At 39.1% G+C, this 19,879-nt stretch carries 15 protein-coding genes; 4 read left to right on the top strand and 11 right to left on the bottom strand.

Translation table 11 applies throughout. The features are described from left to right. Positions 1-14: 14 nt before the first annotated feature. The 4 genes from AC25CA_RS02045 to AC25CA_RS02030 form a co-directional block, all read right to left on the bottom strand. Entirely contained in the window at positions 15-632 is a 618-nt protein-coding gene (locus tag AC25CA_RS02045; RefSeq protein ID WP_486815375.1) for a DUF47 domain-containing protein, read from the bottom strand. Then, the gene (locus tag AC25CA_RS02040; RefSeq protein WP_486815374.1) at positions 629-1,648 is read right to left on the bottom strand and encodes an inorganic phosphate transporter; all 1,020 of its coding nucleotides are present in this window, start codon (positions 1,646-1,648) and stop codon (positions 629-631) included. The genes AC25CA_RS02045 and AC25CA_RS02040 overlap by 4 nt, the downstream gene beginning before the upstream one ends. Before the next feature lie 19 nt (positions 1,649-1,667). Then, positions 1,668-2,861, bottom strand: coding sequence for a pyridoxal phosphate-dependent aminotransferase (locus AC25CA_RS02035; RefSeq protein ID WP_486815373.1), 1,194 nt, complete (start codon positions 2,859-2,861; stop codon positions 1,668-1,670). A 92-nt stretch (positions 2,862-2,953) separates the two neighbouring features. Further along, complete coding sequence (locus tag AC25CA_RS02030) at positions 2,954-4,237, bottom strand: dicarboxylate/amino acid:cation symporter (protein ID WP_486815372.1); 1,284 nt, start codon at positions 4,235-4,237, stop codon at positions 2,954-2,956. 401 nt (positions 4,238-4,638) lie between these two features. On the opposite strand from AC25CA_RS02030, the gene AC25CA_RS02025 reads away from it, so the two are divergent. Both AC25CA_RS02025 and AC25CA_RS02020 read left to right on the top strand, forming a co-directional pair. Beyond that, positions 4,639-5,481 (top strand): MurR/RpiR family transcriptional regulator, encoded by an 843-nt coding sequence (locus AC25CA_RS02025; RefSeq protein WP_486815371.1) that lies wholly within the window; start codon positions 4,639-4,641, stop codon positions 5,479-5,481. Positions 5,482-5,824: 343 nt separating this feature from the next. Then, positions 5,825-7,078 (top strand): Glu/Leu/Phe/Val family dehydrogenase, encoded by a 1,254-nt coding sequence (locus AC25CA_RS02020; protein ID WP_486815370.1) that lies wholly within the window; start codon positions 5,825-5,827, stop codon positions 7,076-7,078. Positions 7,079-7,339: 261 nt separating this feature from the next. Here the strand turns inward: AC25CA_RS02020 and AC25CA_RS02015 are convergent, their stop codons facing one another. Next, positions 7,340-9,127: a flavocytochrome c gene (locus tag AC25CA_RS02015; RefSeq protein WP_486815369.1), complete on the bottom strand. Its 1,788-nt coding sequence runs from the start codon at positions 9,125-9,127 to the stop codon at positions 7,340-7,342. Positions 9,128-9,313: 186 nt separating this feature from the next. On the opposite strand from AC25CA_RS02015, the gene AC25CA_RS02010 reads away from it, so the two are divergent. Further along, positions 9,314-11,041, top strand: coding sequence for a sensor histidine kinase (locus AC25CA_RS02010; protein ID WP_486815368.1), 1,728 nt, complete (start codon positions 9,314-9,316; stop codon positions 11,039-11,041). After that, positions 11,026-11,793 carry a response regulator transcription factor gene (locus tag AC25CA_RS02005; protein ID WP_486815367.1) on the top strand — a complete coding sequence of 256 codons (768 nt, stop codon included), beginning with the start codon at positions 11,026-11,028 and terminating at the stop codon, positions 11,791-11,793. Before AC25CA_RS02010 ends, AC25CA_RS02005 begins: the two co-directional genes overlap by 16 nt. 61 nt (positions 11,794-11,854) lie before the next feature. On the opposite strand, the gene AC25CA_RS02000 is transcribed toward AC25CA_RS02005, so the two are convergent. The 6 genes from AC25CA_RS02000 to AC25CA_RS01975 form a co-directional block, all read right to left on the bottom strand. Next, positions 11,855-12,364, bottom strand: coding sequence for a GNAT family N-acetyltransferase (locus AC25CA_RS02000; protein WP_486815366.1), 510 nt, complete (start codon positions 12,362-12,364; stop codon positions 11,855-11,857). A 65-nt stretch (positions 12,365-12,429) separates the two neighbouring features. Beyond that, on the bottom strand, positions 12,430-14,325 hold the full coding sequence (locus AC25CA_RS01995) for an HD domain-containing protein (protein ID WP_486815365.1): 1,896 nt from the start codon (positions 14,323-14,325) through the stop codon (positions 12,430-12,432). Then, entirely contained in the window at positions 14,315-17,302 is a 2,988-nt protein-coding gene (locus AC25CA_RS01990; RefSeq protein WP_486815364.1) for a response regulator, read from the bottom strand. The genes AC25CA_RS01995 and AC25CA_RS01990 overlap by 11 nt, the downstream gene beginning before the upstream one ends. Position 17,303: 1 nt before the next feature. Then, positions 17,304-18,128 (bottom strand): CheR family methyltransferase, encoded by an 825-nt coding sequence (locus tag AC25CA_RS01985; RefSeq protein ID WP_486815363.1) that lies wholly within the window; start codon positions 18,126-18,128, stop codon positions 17,304-17,306. 263 nt (positions 18,129-18,391) lie between these two features. Next, the gene (locus tag AC25CA_RS01980; RefSeq protein WP_486815362.1) at positions 18,392-19,096 is read right to left on the bottom strand and encodes a CBS domain-containing protein; all 705 of its coding nucleotides are present in this window, start codon (positions 19,094-19,096) and stop codon (positions 18,392-18,394) included. A gap of 131 nt (positions 19,097-19,227) precedes the next feature. Further along, positions 19,228-19,452: a YdbC family protein gene (locus AC25CA_RS01975; protein WP_486815361.1), complete on the bottom strand. Its 225-nt coding sequence runs from the start codon at positions 19,450-19,452 to the stop codon at positions 19,228-19,230. Between the last annotated feature and the right edge of the window lie 427 nt (positions 19,453-19,879).

Genomic DNA, 19,879 nt, shown 5'->3' with positions numbered 1-19,879 from the left:
TATCGTCCTCTCCTTTATACCGCTTTAATCACTATATGACAAAGCAAATCAGCTGCTTCGTCTCCCTTATCAGCAGCGTTGCTGATATGTCGATAAATCTCTCTCAATTTTATAATTTCTTTTATGTCATCCAGCTCAAAGAGCCGTTTCACCGCTCGACGATAACGCCGCTCGATTCGATTTTCTACTTTCTTAACCGCAATTGCCGATTCTGTCACTGCATCATGGCTTATGCCCAATGAGATTACACTTTCTCGCAAGGCTTGTGTTAAGGTTTGTAACTCTTCAACAAATGTTAATATTGAAGCATTCTCGGCAATGTCAAAATCATAAATTCTTTCCGCCGTTGACCGCGTATAGTCCAAAATATCATCGATAGAACCTGAAAGGCTGTACAAATCTTCACGGCTAATTGGCGTAATAAAGGTAGCATTTATCCCATCAATCAATTCCTTCCGCACAAAGTCCCCTTCATGTTCAAGTTTCACAATCTGATCAATCAGATGAGAATCATCATTAGAACAATACGTATGTAATATTTCAACAGCAGAACATGTCAATTCTGTTTGCTTAATCAATAACTGATAAAAATCACATTTCTCTTTTGATATCATCTTTACAATCTTTCTCACACTTGACCTCCCATTACCATCCATACAATAAAACCCGTTCCCGCCGAGATCGCTGCTGCAAAGGGAATCGTAATAAACCACGATACCACAATCTTCTTTGCCACATCCCATTTTACAGCGCTCATTCTCTCGCTTGACCCAATCCCAACAATGGAAGAACTCACAATTTGGCTGGTACTCACAGGTGAACCAATCAATCCTGAAAGAAAGATAACAGATGCGGAACTGATTTGACTTGCCAGCGAATGAATGGGTTGAAGTTTATAGATCTTCTTCCCAACGGTACGGACAATCTTCCACCCGCCGCATAACATGCCAAATGCCAAGAAAAACGAACTGCCAATTTTCACTTGCAAAGGTACATCAAAGTTACTCTGCTCGCCTACGATAACCAATAGCAAGGTAATAATGCCCATCGACTTCTGCGCATCATTGGTACTATGGCTCACCGCTAGAAAAAACATGCTGCCCAGTTGGCTTTTCTTTAAAATCTCATTAAATTTCGGATTAAAATTCAATCCGATTTTTTTGAGTGCAACCATCACAATCCAACCAAACATAAATCCCAAAATAGGTGTCAATGCAATCATCAGAACCACCTTAAACATAACTGTGCTCCAATTAATCGCATTGAACCCAAAGAAAATGATACCGCTGCCAATCAAGCCCCCGACAAGAGCATGCGATGAACTGGATGGAATTGCAAAATACCACGTGATTCCGTTCCATAAAATCGCACCCACCAATGCACAGGATAAAAACAATAAAGCGACTTGATCGCCTTGACTCATCATAAATTGCTCTGCTACAATTCCCTTGCCAATCGTTTTGGCAACTGCTGTCCCCATAAAAAGAGGAGCAAAAAACTCAATCATCACTGCAAGGAATAGTGCTTTATAGGGTTTTAATGAACGAGATGTAATGATGGTGGCAATCACATTCCCACCATCTTTTACACCGTTGAGGAAAGTAAAGGTATAGGCCAAAATCACAATTACTAGAATCCGTAAACTCATACCTTCTCCTTATTTTTATCTATTTCAATAGCTTTAACGCTTTTTCAATTCTGTCCATGCCTTCATTCAACATCTCTTGAGAATTGGAATATGCAATTCGAATATTGCTTGGCGATCGGAATGCCGATCCCGGAATTAAAGAAACATGAGCAAAGTCAATTAAAAATTCGACCATGTCATTCGAGTTATTGATATGATAACTCTCATATTTTTTTCCATAATAAGAGGAAACATCAGGGAACAAATAAAAAGCACCTTCTGGTTTCTGGCAGGTTACGCCTTCCAATTGAACCAATTTTTCGTAAACCGTATCTCGTCTATTTTGGAATTCATTCACCATATTTTCAATCGTCTCTCGCTCACCAACTAAGGCTTCGCAAGCAGCCCATTGAGAAATCGTGTTGGTATTAGACGTCATATGCCCCTGCAAGCTTGTAATCGTTTTAATGATTTTTTTCGGTCCTGCAGCGTATCCAATTCTCCAACCCGTCATATTAAATCCTTTGGAAAAGCCATTAATCACAACGGTTCTTTTCTTAATCTCTTCATTTAGTGAAGCAATACATACATACTCTGCTCCATCATAGACGAAACGTTCGTACACATCATCCGATACAATGTATAAATTTTTTCTCACTGCCAACTCTGCCAATGCCTCTAATGATTCTCGACTATATACCGCACCTGTCGGATTATTCGGGTTGTTGATCAAAATCACTTTAGTTCGATCCGTAACCGCTGCTTCCAATTTAGCAACATCCAATTGAAATCCATTCGTGATATCCGTTTCAACCAAAACCGGTTTTGCATCTGCCAATTTCACCATATCAACATAACTAACATAGCACGGAGTTGGAATAATCACTTCATCCTGCTCATCACACATGGCAAAAATCGTATTATACACCGCTAACTTTGCACCGGTAGTTACACAAATCTCACCTTTGTCGTAAACCGCTTTGTTCTCCTTCAACAGCTTCTTTGCAATCCCTTCTTTTAATTGGTTAAGGCCTGCAGTTGGCGTATACCTTGTATGGTTTGCTTGGATGGCTGCAATTCCAGCGTCTTTGATGTTTTCTGGTGTATTAAAGTCCGATTCGCCAACATTCATAGAAATGATGTCAACTCCTCGGCTTTTATAATCGGCAACTTTAGACTTCACTACCGCTGTCATTGAAGGTTCCATATTTTTTGCTCGTCTGCTTATCATCATAATCACCTCATAATTTCACTCATAATTGAGATAGCATTTGGCTTTGCCATTTCTATGCAAAGCCAAATGCCATTCTTATTAACCCTTTATTCTTATGCCGCTTTTTCTTCAATTAAATTTTCTTGATTAAAGACACTTTCATCGAACTGACCTTCGCTTTTTGCAATCAACATCGTACAGATCGCATCGCCCGAAACATTCAACATGGTTCTTGTCATGCTCAACAATCTATCAACACCAATAATAATACCAATTGCTTCAACTGGCAGACCAACTTGGCCAAGTACCATCGCCAACATAATCATTGATGCACTCGGAACTCCGGCTGTACCAACAGAAGACAATGTTGCAGTTACAACAACCATCATCAAGGCCGAAAAGCCAAGCGGTATGCCGTAGGCCTGTGCGATGAAAATGGTTGCAACCCCTTGTGTAATTGCTGAACCGTCCATATTAACGGTTGCACCTAAAGGAATCGTAAATGCACTCACTTCTTTATCTACACCACAACGTTTTGTTACTGTATCTAATGTAATTGGAAGTGTTGCGTTACTGCTAGCTGTAGAGAATGATACTGATAACGCTGGCAAGAAGTTCTTAATAAATTGTACAGGATTTAATTTGCCTACACCGACCAAAAGTGATCCGTAGGTAACTACTGCATGAATGGCCAATGCACCTAATACGGTTAACATATATTTTCCCAATGGAACAAATGCAGCAAATCCAAGTTTTGTAAAGGTATCTGCTGATAAGAAGAATACACCCCATGGTGCAACTTTCATAACCGCCCATACCATTTGGATCATGATATCGTTCATTTCATTGAAAAATTGTCGTGTCTTGGCTGCTTTATCACCAAGTACTGTCATACAACCGCCCAATAGCATTGCGAAGAATATGATTTGTAACATGTTGCCTGATGCCAAAGACTCAACTGGATTTTTTGGAATTATATTCAAAAATACATCAGCAATCGGTGGCGCTTCTTTCGCTTGGAAACTTGCAACCGCATCCGTATATCCACTTAGGTCAAAACCAACACCTGGCTGGATGAACGTTGCGAATGTTACTGCAATGATCAAGGCAACAGCCGTTGTGCCCAAGTAAAAAAACAACGTCTTTGTGCCAATTCTTCCAAGTTTAGCGATATCGCCCATTTCGGACGTTCCCACAATTAATGAGAAAAATACCAAAGGTACAACAACCATCTTAATTAGTGCGACAAATCCTTTACTACCAAGTTTGAAAATAAATCCTAATAAATACTTTTGTACGATGACATTATCTGAAATTCTATTCAAAAACACACCGACTATTACCCCGAGTACCATGTACCATAAGATCTTCTTTGTTACGTTTCCAGAATTCTTCATTCAAACCTCCAACTCATTATTTAATTACCTAATACAATAACGCCTTCTTTCCGTTTTGATTGATCGCCCACAAAGTACCAACTCGCTAAACCTTTTCTCATCCCCTTTTTGCGAAGCGTTTTCCTTGATTGGAAATAAATTTTCCTCCTCTCGCTATCAATGCTGTTTCCATTGAGTTAACAATTGCAGGAATCTCTGTGACAATCACTTTAATTGTTTCGTAATGTTATTATCTTTTCATAGTATAGCATAGATGAAAATATGTTTTCAAGTATAAATTGAAAATATATTTTCATTTCTTTTCACTATTCAAAATCTATTATGAGAATCTTTAAGAATTATTCTCGAACATGATATGATAAACTATAATCACTATAATAATCAGAGGATGGTGAAACCATATGAGTAACGATATTTTTCTAATTCTCAATCAAAAATACGATTCCTTTTCGAAAGTGAATAAAAAACTAGCTGATCTTGTACGTGAAAGTCATTCTACAATCGTTTTTATGTCGATCATCGAATTTAGCACCTACGCGGAGGTCAGCCCGGCCAGTATCACGCGCTTTTCCAAAGAATTAGGATATACAGGGTTTCCCGCATTTCAAAAAGATCTACAACAAATTGTTAAGAAAGAAACGATTGACCGAAAAGAAATTAGACTCTCGCTTTTAGACGAAAATACAGACGATGTTTTGGCAAGCGTTTTGAATGCCAATATCGAAAATCTGAAAGCAACCTTAACAGAAAGTCTGACAAATGAATTTCTCTCAGCTGTGGACACCATTGATAAGGCGAAAAAAATTTATATCATCGGATTGCGTTCCTCTTACTCCGTCGCCTATTATTTTTACTTTTTACTTAAAGAAATTCGACCCAATACACAACTCGTTGCTCCCGGCACCGGAGATCTATTCGATAAAATCATGACTATAGATAATGATTCAGTTTTGGTATCAATTGGTTTTTCAAAGTATACAAAGCAGACAGCGCATGTCACAGAGTACTTTTCAAACTGTGGAGCAAAAATTATCGCCATCACTGATAGCTTTTCTTCCCCTTTGTCTGTCCTATCGGATATTACCTTGATCGCCGCAAACCCAAAGAATTCTTATTCATTCGTTTCAGCCATGTCCATTATGAACGCATTGGTTGTCAGTATTGGTCGTCTTAATCCTAAAGAAACCTTAGCTGCACTGGATCGCAAAGACGCCTTGCTAAAAGAAATGAACATCCACTACTAATAAACCTTCGTCGTGGCCAATATCATGCCTCTCTCAAAAGCAACTTGAATAAATACGATGTTTCCTAGTATATCATTGCTTGCCTTTATTGAGGATATCTTTTTTATACAAACACCATCACGCTAAAAGTTGGCTTAATAGCGTATTTTTTGGCTATGGCTCAATCAAACAAAAAACTCGTAGATCATCTTCTACGAGTTTTTTGTTGCAATTTGTTCATAAAGTAATTGCGATTTATTCATAGAAAACGATGTCATTTTTTTCATTTCTGTGATATTCTGAAATCATTCTTTCGGTAATGAAAATATATTTTCATAATCGTAAATTTTTAGGAGGCATTTCAATGGCAGAAAAAACATTAAACCCTTTTGAGATTGCGCAACATCAAGTAAAAACGGCGTGCAATCAATTGCAAACAGATCCAGCAGTATATGAACTCTTAAAACAACCGATGCGTGTTCTATCATTCCCTGTACCCGTAAAAATGGACAACGGTAGTCTTCGTATATTTGAAGCCTTTCGAGCACAACATAATGATGCAGTTGGACCAACAAAAGGCGGCATCCGATTCCATCCAAACGTTTCTTTGGATGAAGTTCGTGCACTTTCTACTTGGATGACATTTAAATGCGGTGTTGTCGGTCTTCCATACGGAGGCGGCAAAGGCGGAATCATTGTTGATCCAAAACAATTGTCGCAAGGAGAACTAGAACGATTGTCACGCGGTTACGTACGTGCCCTTGGCGAATTTATTGGGGATCGCAAAGACATTCCAGCACCCGATGTGAATACAAATGGACAAATTATGTCTTGGATGGTAGACGAGTTTTCTAAAATGCATGGCGAACTCATTCCGGGTGTCATCACTGGCAAACCCGTTGAATTCGGTGGTTCTCTAGCTCGTACAGAAGCGACAGGCTACGGTGTATTCTTAATGATTCGCGAATCCGCAAAGAAAAAAGGCATTGACCTGAAACAAACAACAGTTGCAATTCAAGGCTTTGGCAATGTTGGCAGCTTCGCAGCATTTTACGCAATGCAAGCCGGTGTAAAAGTCGTTGCCGTATCTGATGCGTCATGCTGCCTATACCGAAAAGATGGATTAAATATTCTCGCTTTGATGGAATATAAGAAAAACAGAGACGACATCAAAGGCTTCCCAGGAGCAGACGAAGAACTAGGCCGTGACGAAATCTTTGGCTTAGACGTTGAAATCTTCGCACCATGCGCATTAGAAAATGCGATCACAAGCGATAATGCAGATAAAATTAAAGCAAAAATCGTCTGTGAAGGTGCAAATGGTCCAACCACTCCAGAAGCAGGAAAAATATTGAACGCTAAAGGCATCCTGATCGTTCCAGATATTTTAGCCAATTCCGGTGGTGTAACGGTTTCGTACTTCGAATGGGTACAGAACCTACAAAACTACTATTGGGGATTCAACGAAGTACAAGAGAAGCAAGAACGCTTGATGGTAGATGCTTTCAACGCAATCTGGGAAATGATGGATCACCAGCATGTAGAAATGCGAACTGCAGCTTACATGATTTCCATCAAACGTGTTGCCGATGCCATGAAGATTCGTGGCTGGTTCTAAACTCCTTAATTTGCCTTACTGGAATTGCTTTCTTCCCTAATAACTAAAGAAACTTTTCCATATCCTTTTATAGCAATACATCCTTACTTAAATAGAGAATGTCGCCATAATGGCGACATTCTCTATTTTTTATTCCCGGAAACAATCTTCCGTCACTATTCTATTTGGATCATCCCTTTCCCCGATCCCCTTTTCAAACCATCTCACTCAGTACCTGTTATAACAATGTGCCAACAGTGTTATTGATTTACCTCATTTATACTATTTTGCTGCGTTTTGTCCTGCAATTCGACCAAATACCGTAATATCTGCTATCGCGTTGCTTCCCAAACGGTTTTTGCCGTGAATGCCGCCTGTTACTTCGCCAGCTGCAAACAAGCCTTCAATTACCGTACCTTCCTCACTAACGACTTGTGCGCTCTCATTAATCATGATTCCGCCCATGGTATGGTGAACAGCCGGTACCGCTTTTAAAATGTAGTATGGTGCTTTTTCAATTGTAGATGGCAAGCTTCGCTTGTGGAATTCCAAGTCTTCGCCAGCTGCAACATATTGATTATAATTGTCGACAGTGGTTTGCAACTCTGCTGCATCGATATCGAAGAAGGCTGCTGCTTCTTCTAATGTATCTGCTTTTACAAACAAGTCATTGTTATACAAGTAGTCAATCTCTGCCGCATGGTTCTCTTGCAAGTAGCTCTTTTCAAATCCATTTTGATCCATCAATTCATAACAAACGCTACCGGTTTGTGCTTTGATTCCCATGGACATCACATCGCGACGTCCCAATTCTTCTACAAAACGCTTACCCTCTTTGTTGACGATGACAGTGTGTCCGTAAAGACGAGCGTCATCCACATACAAAAGCGTACCTGATAAAGGATCACAAATTGGATAAGTCTGAATATATTCCATACCCGTCAAATCTGCACCAACGGCTTCTGCCATGACAATGCCATCGCCTGTGCTTCCCGGTGAATTTGTAGAAAGAATCGATCCATCAATATCTGGATTGTACTTCACACGCATTTCTACATTGGATCCAAAACCGCCTGATGCAATGATCACTGCTTTGTTGGTTTCAAAGATGTAGTCATTCTCTTTTCCTTCCGCTTCAACTCCAACAACTTTTCCGTTTTCATCAGTAACCAAAGCCGTTGCTTTTGTGTTTAATAGAACCGAAATTCCCATCTCTTCCGCTTTCGCCAATTGCTTAGTAATAATGGCTCTTCCGCTTGCTCCTTCAGGAACCAAGCTTCGTTTGGCAGAATGACCACCAAACTGCATCAACTCGTCTTCCCAAACAACGCCTACAAAATCGCGCAACCACTCGGCACCTGCAAGCGCATTTTCTGCAACCACACGAACCAATGCAGGATCATTCACATGATCTCCACCCTTTAATGTATCTTCAATATGTTGCTCAACGCTGTCTTCAATTCCCATTTCTTTTTGAAGCCAGTTATTAGAAGCTGCATATTCTGCTCCAGATATCAATGTATTACCACCTGCTGCTGGCATCTTCTCCAAGACGATGACATTCGCACCAGCCGCTTTGGCTTCAATCGCTGCCGTCAGTCCTGCACCACCTGCCCCAATAACAACAACATCGCATGCTTCTGTAAGGGTTTCTCTCACATCGACTACTTCAACAAGATCAATTTTTTTCAGCATGTCCGGTGTCGCATTTGCTGCACCCAAAGCTACTGTTACCGCTTGAACGAAAGCATTTGATGTTACACTTGCTCCCGCAACCATATCTACCTCTAGCGAATTGGTACGGAGAATTTCTTCTGTCAATGTATCAATTGCCTGATCGAGTCCTTCTGTTTCATTTTGCTCCAGGACATTGATGGCTGTAATCACATCGTCTTCGATGGTTACTTCGATTGAAAGATCGCCGCCTTTACCTTCGCCTACCCCGGCATAGGTACCATTCTCAATCGCTGTCTTCATAACTTCCGGCTCATCAACTGCCGCACCTTGCGAACAACCTGTTGCCGTAATAATCATGGCAATCATTAATAAATAGATCAAAATCTTCTTCATTTTTATTCCCCCTTGTATTTGTTAAAAATGTAACACTTTCAAATACAAGTTTATCAGCTTCCCTACTCTTTGTATTTACACCAGATTTCCACTTTTTGAACTCTCAAGCATCCACTTGAAAAGCCCTATCGTTCCGGTATAATGAGAGAAGTATTTATAAATGTCAAATCATGTAAAGGTGAGCCCATGTCTCTACGATCAAAAATCATTTGTTCCTTTGTACTCATCATTGCCTTAAGTCTATCCGTTCTTTCCTTTTTAATGGAAACCAAGATCAAGACCTTGCGAATGGAGGAACTAGAACACAATACAGCCCAACTAATCGACTCAAAAGCCAACGAGATCGGGTCTTGGTTGAACCAAAGAATTAGTGAAATTCGAATTATCCATGAAAATCCATCAACAAAAACCATGAATTTTGAGGAAATAAAGCCATATCTTTCACAGTTAAATGAAGTCTTGCGCGGCCAATACGGGAATCCAAATGAAACCTTTGCTATCGGGGGCATCGATGGCCAAGGCTGGGTCAATGACCAAATCACCATTGATATCTCAACACGAGATTACTTTTTAGAAACGATGACAACAAAGAATGAATATATCATCAGTAATCCCATTGTTTCCAAGTCCGACAACAATCCGATTTTTATTCTTTGTTATCCCATCATCAACGAGCAAAATGAAAGGGTTGGATTCATTAATGGTTCCGTTAACATAAAAAAATTCTCAGAAATCGTTGATACCATTGATCTATACAATGGCTTCACTTGGATTATGAATACAAACCAAGATATTTATTCTATTGATGCGACTTCTTTGCGAGAAAACTACCTTTCCTCCAATGGACTTGCTTCTATTGTCCACTCCAACCTAACACAATCTTCCGGCACTGTGGATCTAATTAACATGTCGAATCAAGACTCGACGGTATTTTATTCTTCAATTCCCTACACCGAGGATTGGATTCTTTGCACCATGATTGAAAACAGAATGATAACTGCACAAACAGACAGCATCATCCGTTATATTCTTTACGTCGGCATTCTCTTGTTTATCATTTCGATCTTTTTGGCGGTCATCGTCTCTAACTCCATCGTCAAACCAATTCAATCACTAAAAACAAATATGATTGAAGTCTCTCACGGTAATCTGCAGTCATACTATGATTTCCATAACACTGACGAAGTTTCTGTTTTGGGTCAGGTCTTCAATCAGATGCTAAGTAAAATTGAAAACCTAATCAACCAAGTTGTCCACGAGCAAAAACAAAAAAGAAATGCTGAATTCCGTGCTTTGCAATCGCAAATCAATCCACATTTTCTTTACAACACCTTGGATACCTTGCAGTGGAAAGCCTTGGAATATGATGCCTTTGAGGTTGCAGACCTCGTCAATTCTCTCTCTCGCTTCTTTCGTATTTCTCTAAGCGCCGGCAATGAATATATTCCCCTTGCCAAAGAGATTGAACATGTACAAAATTATCTAGATATCCAACAGGTACGCTATAAGGACAAAGTGAATCACACCATCACCGTAGACCCTGTCATTACACAAAAAATGGTACCCAAACTCATTATTCAACCCCTTGTGGAGAATGCCATCTATCATGGCTTGAAGCCAAGAAAAGAAAATGGCCATATCGAAATCATCGTATCCTCCGATTCCGGATTTCTTTTGATCGAAGTTCGTGATGATGGAATCGGCATGAATCCCCAACAATTGGCACATCTTCAAACCAATCTGGCCAACTCCGTGGAATCGGATCATTATGGTCTCTACAATATCAATGAGCGATTAAAATATGCCTTTGGTGATGACTACCAAATCAGAGTCACCAGTCTAGAGAACCAAGGCACCATTGTACTCTTAAAAATCCCGATCCAAAGTGAGGAATTGCCATGTATCGAGTTGTAATTGCCGATGATGAAGAAATCATTCGTTCCGGTCTTAAAAAACTAATCGAATCCTACGACCTCGATCTTCATGTGGTGGCCTTGGCAGAAGATGGACAGGAAGCTATCTTAGCGATTGAAAAATTTCGCCCAGAGATTATTCTCATGGACATCAACATGCCCCTCACCAACGGACTCGAGGTCATCGAGCATGTAAGGAGCATTGACAAAGACGCGAAAATCATTATCATTTCAGGTTATAACCAATTTTCATATGCACAAAAAGCCCTGGATCTTGGCGTATTTACTTATCTATTAAAACCCATTGACTACCGTAGTTTTCAAACTGTAATTGAAAAAGCCATGGAAGCCTACTCTAATCGAACGTGGGAAAAAAGCCTATTAAAAGAATCGATCGGCGAGCAAAATCCTCCCGAGGATATTGGAAACTTGGCCATCCAATACATCAAAGAGAATTACTCTAACAATCATCTGTCCCTCCATACCATCGCGGAAAAGTATTTTGTAAGCGAATCCTATATCACCCGTATCATTAAACAAAAAACCGGGATGAGCTTTACCAATTATCTGAACAAAACCAGAACGACCATGGCCATTCAACTCCTCCTCCATCCAGACAAAGTCTGTTCCATGAAAGAGATCTCAGAAAAAGTCGGTTACAACAGCCAACACTATTTCAGCCGTGCCTTTAAGAATGTCGTGGGCATGTCACCCAACAAATACCGCAACCAAAAATTACATACAAAAAGCTAATCCAATATCATCATTCCAAAAAAAAGACGCATCGAATAATCGAATGCGTCTGCACTGTTTCCTATTCACTTTCATCTTTTCCAATCTTCCGTCCGTAATACAAATGATCGCACCGCCCAAGAGGCAGTTGCACCGCTCCCAAGAGGCGTCCCCATTCAGCAAAGTCAAACTTCTTAAGCAAAGCAAAGCTGCCTTCATTCACACTCAAAAGAATTGCAATTAAGGTATCAAAGCCCAGTCCCTCTGCCCTTTCTAATCCAAATTCCATCAGCTGAGAGCCTATGCCCATCCCTTGAAAGTCCTGATGAATGTAATAACTAATTTCCGCAGTCCCTTGCATTGCCAGGCGTCCTGGCCGATATGCAGTAAAATACACGAAACCAACGGCTCGTTCATCCTTTTCATATACATACAGAGGGTACTGTTTATTCTGATGCGATTCAAACCAATCCCTTCGATCTTCCACCTCAAAGGTTTCCGTAAAGGCATTACAGGTTCCTCTTACAATCGCTTGATTATAGATCTCAGTTAAGTCTTTTAAATCATACTCTGTCGCAAGTCGAATTCTCATACTTTACTCCTAATTCATAGAATCGAAAAAAAAAATATTTAACTAACGTTTGCTTTATTCCTGCACTAGGCATTAAAACAAAAAAAGGCCTCATCAGTTTGCTGTACATTCCAGTCATCCGGCATTTCTATTGCTAAAAATGCATCCACAACCGAGGGGTCAAATTGACTGCCAGAATTCTTCATAATCTCCTCTACAGCAACCTCTCTTTCCATTGGCTCTCGATATGATCGTTCTGATGTCATTGCATCATAGGCATCAGCAACCGATATAATTCTTGCTTCTACCGGAATTTCATTGCCAAAAATTCCATCGGGGTACCCTTTTCCATCCCATCTTTCGTGATGAGCTTGAATATACTCAGCAATAATTTTAAAGTCGTCAATCGAGGAAAGAATTCGACGACCCGCTTCTGGATGTTTTTTAATTTCCCCCCACTCATCCTTTGTAAGCTTTCCATCTTTATTTAAAATTTTCTCTTGTACGCCGATTTTGCCAATGTCATGAATACACCCAGCTGTTCGAATTTCCATTATGTGTTCTTCAGAAAAATCCATTTCTTTGGCAATAGAAGCCGCAATCTCACCAACTCGTCTAGAATGACTCATCTCTCTTTGGCTTTTCTCAAATAAACTACTCATGACCAGTTCAACAACCTTGCTTCTCATACTTGCACTTTCATATATTTTATGGCGATACATGAAGTTTTCTGCCTGAGCAAAGACTTCGTTAATATTTTCGTCAGTATGGATTTTTGTATGAAAGCCAAATGATACAGATTGTAATATATTCCCTTTTGAAAGCACTTTCATCTTATCTTTTGCTCTATTTATGATTTGATTCGCCGCCTCCATATCTGTTTTTGACAGAATCATAGCAAACTCATCTCCACCGATTCTTGCAATAATATCGTCTGCTCGAAAACCAATTCTCATTGCATCAGCGACTCTTTCCAATAATTGATCTCCTGCAGCATGACCAAAAGAATCATTCACAATTTTTAACCCATTCACATCAGCCATAACAATCGTTAATGGTAAGTTTCGAGCTTGGTCTAATCGTTTTAACTCTTCTTCAAAAAAACGTCGATTGTAAAGACCAGTGAGATGATCGTGATAGCTGAGAAAAACCAGATTTTGCTCTGCTTTTTTTCGCTGTGTCACATCTACTCCAATTGAATAAAATTGCATAATCTGACCTTCATTGTCAAATATCGCTCGATTTCTCCATTCGAGCCAAACCATCTCACCATTTACCTGATCTTGTTCCATCGATATATTTAATGGCGTATCTGGTGAAAGAATCATAAAGCTTCTTTTAATCTTCTCTCTGTGTCTCTCTGTTAATAAGTTCAAAAACTTTGTGCCAATTAGCTCCTCGCTGGTCCGATTGTGGTAGTCACAATACGATTGATTGACATAAGTTAAGGTAGAATCTGGCTGATACTCACAGATTAACGCTGGCAGATCTTCCAAAAGGCTTTTATACTTTTCCTTATGCTCTTCAAGTTCTACGGTTCTTTTCAATACAAGTTCATTCAACTTCTCTGTCTTTTCTTTATCACTTTTATTTTTTTCGCGTATTTTAAGCATGCTTCGCAGTTGAACATAAAGTTCAACTTCATCAACGGGCTTTGTTAAAAAGGCCTCCCCACCACTATGAAGGGCTCTCATCCGATTTTTTTTGTCACTTTTCAATGCTGTGATAAAAAGAATGGGAATTCCGACAGATAAAGGATCTGCCTTAATCCGTTTGCAAACTTCAAATCCATCCATCTTAGGCATTAAAATATCCAATAAAATAACATCGGGCTCCATTTCTCTTGCCAGCTCAATCCCTCTCTTACCACTTTGCGTTACACTTACAATAGCATACGGAAATACTTCCAAAATCAATGCCTTCAACGTAATTAAATTATCCTCTACATCATCAATAATTAAAAATCGATATTTAGAATCCATATAAAACCCCTTTTATGGCTTTTACTAATTCCTCTTCAATAATTGGCTTTGAAATAAAAGCATCAAATCCATATGCTAGAAAAATTTCACGATCCGTTGTCAATGCACTCGCCGTTAATGCAATCACCGGAATATGAGCAAGCTCACTTTTCTTTCGTATTTCTTTAAAGGCTTCCACACCATCCATACCGGGAAGCGCATTGTCCATTAAAATAATATCCGGTATATGGTCTGCAGCCATTCGAACCGCGGTCTCACCATCTTCAGCCTCAATCACAATAAACTGATCGCTCAGCACGGCACGTGCCGTAAGCATATTATCTGGATTATCCTCAACAACAAGAACCACTGGTTTCTTCGCTTGATCGAACACTACTTTTTGAATCGGTTCTGATGGCGGTTCAATGGGATGAATCATTGTCGATACAGCATACTTTAGCTTAGTGAGGTTAATATTTCCTTTTTGAATCAATTGGTAAACATGATTATGTTTCAACTGACTCAACTCATCTTTTGTAATATGCTTAGCCGATAAGACCAATACCGGAATCTTCGCTGTAAGTTCACTTTCCCGTATCGTTTGCAATACCGTAAATCCATCAATTTTTGGCATCATCAAATCAAGAATAATCCCATCAGGTTGACTTTCTGCAATCATCTGAATGGCCTCATATCCGTTTCGTGCAACGGTCACCCTGTACCCTTCTTCCTCGAAAACATCTCGTAGTTGAATAACCGCAGGTTCACTGTCTTCAACGATGAGCAAGTGGTCTAAACGCCCGTCATTTTGTACCACTTTCGTATTCGACAAAACTGCAGAAGAAAACTCGAAAGTAGAGTCATACCTTTTCTTGATGATTTGACTCACCCCTTCATCCGGTAAATGAAGTTGTGGAATTATAACTGTAAAGATTGAACCTTCTCCATAATTGCTATCAACCGAGATTGTGCCTTTTAAGAACTCTGTATATTTTTTTACGATCGCAAGGCCCAAACCGGTACCACCATACATTCTGGTCGTACTGCTATCAGCCTGACGAAATTCTTCGAAAATACTATCCTTATTTTCCTCCAAGATTCCAATTCCTGTGTCTGTAACTGTAAATTTCACTTGGTCCGAATCAATCTCAATCGCTATTTCAACAGATCCTTGATCGGTAAACTTTACTGCGTTACTCAAAAGGTTTTGAATAATATGGCGAATTTTTTTCTCATCGCTCATAATTAGGTTTTCTTGACCATCATTTCTGTACTTAAGCTCAATTCCTTTCTCTTCAGCAAGAGGAGCCAACATTGAAAACACATCACCTACCAAGTCATTGAGATCAAACTGATAGAGATCAAGTTCTTCTCGTCCAGACTCAATTCTTGAAATATCCAATATTTCATTAATCATTTCCAAAAGGTTCTTCCCGCTTCGCCCAATCACTTCTAAATAACTACTTTCTTCTTCGGATATTTTGGTTCTTAAGCGCCGCTCTAGAACACCTGACAAGGCAATCACTGAATTCAATGGCGTACGAAGCTCATGGCTCATATTTGAAAGAAAATTCGTCTTCAATCGATTTGCCTCACTCAATTCTTCCTTTTGCTGTTCCAGCTCGTGATTTTGTTCTTTTAATTCTGTACTCAGCGCATCCAGTTCAGCTTTCTGGGCTTCTAACTCCGTATTTTGCATTTCTAATTTTTCTTTATTCATCTTTTTCTGTTGTATATCAATCACACTTTGTATCCGTGTACTCATCACTGTTCGTTCTTCTTCTAAATGTACCAATGTCAATTCACTAAATCCAACTACGCTCCCTAAAGTAATAAAAGCAATAATGCGGTCTTGATTCATAATTGGAATTGTAATTAGCTCTTTCGGAAGCAAATTCCCCATGGCTGCGGGATATACAAAACGAGTACTTTCAGATACTTGTTTCAACACCTGAATCTTACGACTACCCATTGCAAGACCCAGCTCTCCTTCTAGACTTGCTCGATCAAAGGCGATCCTTTTATTCTTATCCATACCAATGGAGACAAATAACTCATAGGTGCTTTCTGCCTCATCAAGAAGATAGACGCCTCCTAACTGACCATTTGTATTATTTAACAAGCCCGATAACAGGCTCTCAAAAAAGATTTCAATATGATCATCAGCTAACATAATTTCAGAAAGTGAAGCGCTTTTTTCGTTCAGCTTCACATTATTCTCTATGCTGATTAACATCCCATTTAATCCTGTTGCCAATTCACCAAACTCATTATTCAACGAAATCGAACTGCGCTCCGATAAATTTCCACTATCGACTTCTTTAATAACTCCAACCAAGTCACGTAGAGGGTCTTGGACATTACTATAGATTCGTCTTGACAACACATAAACAATTATCATAAATGTTGCAAAAAGTGCAAAATTCGTCACTATAATATCTTTTCGACTCTGTTCCGATGTTTGATACAAATAATCTGCTTTTTGTTTCGCAAAGATATCCACAGTATCAAAAGATTCTTGAAGAACTTCTGTATGCAAATCATACTCACTGCCAGGCTTCATATTCGCCTTCACACTTACCTGTTCTCCTTGTAGCAACAAGCTCGCATTTCGCAAAACCATTTCTTCCCAAAGAATATAAGACGTATTTATTTTTACAATATCTTCCTCTGGCCCCAAGTACAATTCATCTAAAATATCCATATATTTAGGGATCTCTGCCTTGTACCCTAAGAGAAGATCATACGCTTGGACCAAACTTTCATCGCTGTCAGCGACTTGCATGTTCAGAATAGCAACACTCATCTTCTGTTGATTAATTTTAATATTATCCAGGGCACGTCTTACTTGAAGAGGATGACCATATAAAAGTTCTGTTTGCCTTGACAATTCATAAGTTTGCCAAAGGGTAAACACACTCATTAACCCCATTAACAATGCCAAAATCAAGAAACCTATTTTCAATTGTTTTCCAATATTCATCTGATTAAAATTCACCTTACATCCTCCTATCGAAATCCGATTTAAACACTGCTCCTGACAACATGAGGGGCTTATGCTTCAACCACATTTCAGCATAGGCACTTTCTGCTTCTCCAGTAATTAAATAACCACCTGATACCAAAGATCGTTCGAGCTTATTTAAAATCATTTTTTGATAATCAGCATGATAATAGATCATCAGATTACGACAAAAGATAATATCAAATTCACCAAAGATACTTTCAGCTGGGCAGATTGTATTCGCATCTAAAATATCATAAGCAAGAAAAGTCACTTGATTTTTGATTGATGGACTCACTTCATAGTGATCCCCACTTTCAGTAAAATATTTATCAAGATATTCTAGCTTTAACTGTTTCATTTCCAGTCGACTATAATTGCCTAGTCTTCCCCGCTCAAGCAAGGTTCCTGAAATATCAGAAGCAAATATTCTTACGTTTATATCAATCTTGCTTCTTTGTATCATTTCATTCAACAAGATCGCAATTGAATATGGCTCCTGTCCAATAGAACATCCAACCGACCATATTCGTATTTCCTGCCCTTGTTTTTTCTTTCGCATAATCTCGGGAATAATATGTTTTTCAAGATACCAAAAAGCAAAGGGTTCTCTAAAGAATTCTGAGTAATAAACACTTAATGCAGACAAAAAACATTCTGCTTCTTCTTGATTGTTCTCAAGCTTAGCTGCATATAAAGCCTCATTATCAATACCATTTTCAGCCATTCTTTTCTCAATGGATCGTTTCAAGAATTCTTCCTGATAACAAGAAAGATCTTTATCGAAATGTACTTTGAAGTAGTCTTTGATTCTTTCCATCTCTTACATCTCCCTCCAGACTGCTAAACCGTTCTTTAGTCTTTCGTTCTCAGCAATGTTATTTATTAGCAGATTGTTTTGATTCCATTATATTCTATTCCCAATATTCACGCTATTAAAACTCGTTCTCACTTAAAAAAACTTTTGTTTCTCCACAATCCTAAAAAATACGATAAAATCATCAAGGTAGCTTGAATACACATATATTCGAATGGCTTATCACAAAAAAAGAACCCTTACAAAGGGTCCTGTCTCTTGTCGATTTACTCAAAAATCAATGGCAAATCTGCCGAGGTAATAATCGTTAATGGTTTCTCAGTCGGCTTGCCATTCTCGGTGATAATAATAGCCTGCAAGCGATATTGCTTGTCCGTATATCGCTCTACCGTTTCTTGAATATCGAGTACGGAAGCTGCGCGTGGTTTAAATATTACTTGATGACTTTGTGCTGAATCACTATCAATGATTTCATTGACTGTAACTTGATTCATCTTCAACACCTCTCGCTTATGATTAGACCGCAACCAGCGCATGACAATTTCACCATTGAAAATTCCCTGATATTGTTCTTCTTCATATACAGGAAGTTGCCCATAGCCATGCTCTTTCATTAGACCCAGTGCATCGGAGAATCTCATTGATCCATCAATGGTCTTTACATCATGGGTAACAATCTTTGTGATGACAGGCGGAGCCACAATCTGATCCCGAATTTTCTGCAAGTCTTCTACGACCTTGTCATGGGGTTCAGCAATCGCCACATCCTCCCCCATATTCCCATGGGTTATAGCGTTACGCAGATCTGCATATTCCCGAAGATCAAATTCATAACGACGTACAGCTGCGCTCTTTTTTTTCATCCGATTCACCATCTCGTAAAAGCGTAGATGATGGCTCGAATCCAACTCCCGTTGGAAATATTCTTCTATCTCTTGATATGTCGATAAAAACACTTCTGAGTTTTTCATTAAAATCTCCTCTTGTTTGCCTTTCGAACTTTTCATATTCACTTATTTATTCTATAACAAAACGCGGGCGATTACATCATCACCCACGTTCACAATTCATACAATCGTGCTTATACATAAGATTGCAATTTTTATTTATTGAGCTCCAATGCGTTCAAGGTATCACGAAGCTTCTCAAGTTCCTCATTCGTAATCGTTATCCCTTTTCTCATTTTCCCTTCTTCATGGTTCCAATCTCGTAAGTCATATTTCCCAGGGCGTCCATTCCAACTGACAATATTCAATTCTTTCGTCCAATCTCCCTTTTCAGATAATACAACCACATGTTCAACTATTTCATACTTAAAATCTGACATATTTGTCCTCCTCTCATATATCTGTATTTTAATTCTTCTTAGGTTATCAAACAAGAAAAACTTAGAAGAGAAGATCACTTTTTTTAAGTGTCTACTTTCTAGGTTTTAGTTCAATTCGCCAAGGTCTTTTGTTTTTTAATTATTCATTTTCAATCCGCTTATCTCTTCTCCCATTTTCTTTAAAGCTTCTTCGATTATCGAATTATAGCACCGGCTCTTATAACTTTTGCGATATCTTTTGATTCCAGTCCGATGATACATGATTGCCATTCGACGCTCGGCCACCCTCATTAACGCATCTTGAATTACCTTTGAGTCAACAAACTCATCTCTTTCGCATGAGTACCATTTCCCATCATTTGTTGAATAGTAGTACTCCGCGGCATTCTGAACTGCCCCCTGTCAAGTAGACAGGCCATTTAATTAA

The sequence above is a fragment of the Gottschalkiaceae bacterium SANA genome (assembly GCA_036323355.1).
Lineage (GTDB): Bacteria > Bacillota > Clostridia > Tissierellales > GPF-1 > GPF-1.
The sequence above is the reverse complement of the archived record's forward strand: the minus strand, read 5'-3'. Positions and strand labels throughout refer to the sequence as shown.